General features: G+C 47.1%; 2 tRNA genes. Both read right to left on the bottom strand.

The features are described 5' to 3' along the window. Positions 1-123 precede the first annotated feature (123 nt). A tRNA-Ala gene (locus tag M6D81_RS31630) sits at positions 124-199 on the bottom strand. Positions 200-272: 73 nt separating this feature from the next. Beyond that, positions 273-349: transfer RNA gene (locus M6D81_RS31625), tRNA-Ile, on the bottom strand. Positions 350-665 lie beyond the last annotated feature (316 nt).

The raw sequence follows: 665 nt of genomic DNA, 5'->3' as shown, positions 1-665 counted from the left end.
CACTACTATACAGTAGATCGAATGCTTTATTGTTACTTTCGTTATCCAGTTTTCAAGGAACAATTGTTTTTCGCTGATTAACTTCCTGAAGAACTTCAGAAGACAATACCGCGAAGTTTTTTTTGGTGGAGCCAAGCGGGATCGAACCGCTGACCTCCTGCTTGCAAGGCAGGCGCTCTCCCAGCTGAGCTATGGCCCCATGTATACCTCACAAGTTGACTTTACTCTTCGACAATCGATGAGTTGATTCCAACTTAATGCGGTAGTTATAATGGTGGGCCTTAGTGGACTCGAACCACCGACCTCACCCTTATCAGGGGTGCGCTCTAACCAGCTGAGCTAAAGGCCCTCATTGCTATGAGATTTAAAAATTCGTTGATTAAGTCCATTCCGCAACGAATGAACCAACTACCCGAATCGCTTCGAGGTCGGCACCGCATGCTTCCTGTATAATCGTTGGCACTGCATGAGTTATCTTCGATGAAGCATCCGATACTCTATAACGAGTAGGGCACTGCATCTTAGATATACCCGCTTGGCGACGCCCATTCCGCACCTGATGATCCCGCTTCTCGAATGACTCCAAGGTCGGCATCGGATGCTTCCTGTATATTCGCTGCGGCTACTTTGAGTTATCTTCGATGAGGCATCCGATACTCTATAAT

This window comes from Paenibacillus sp. J5C2022, from assembly GCF_025567625.1.
Taxonomy (GTDB): domain Bacteria; phylum Bacillota; class Bacilli; order Paenibacillales; family Paenibacillaceae; genus Pristimantibacillus.
Note: the sequence above shows the minus strand (reverse complement) of the source record. Positions and strands in the feature narration are given on the sequence as shown.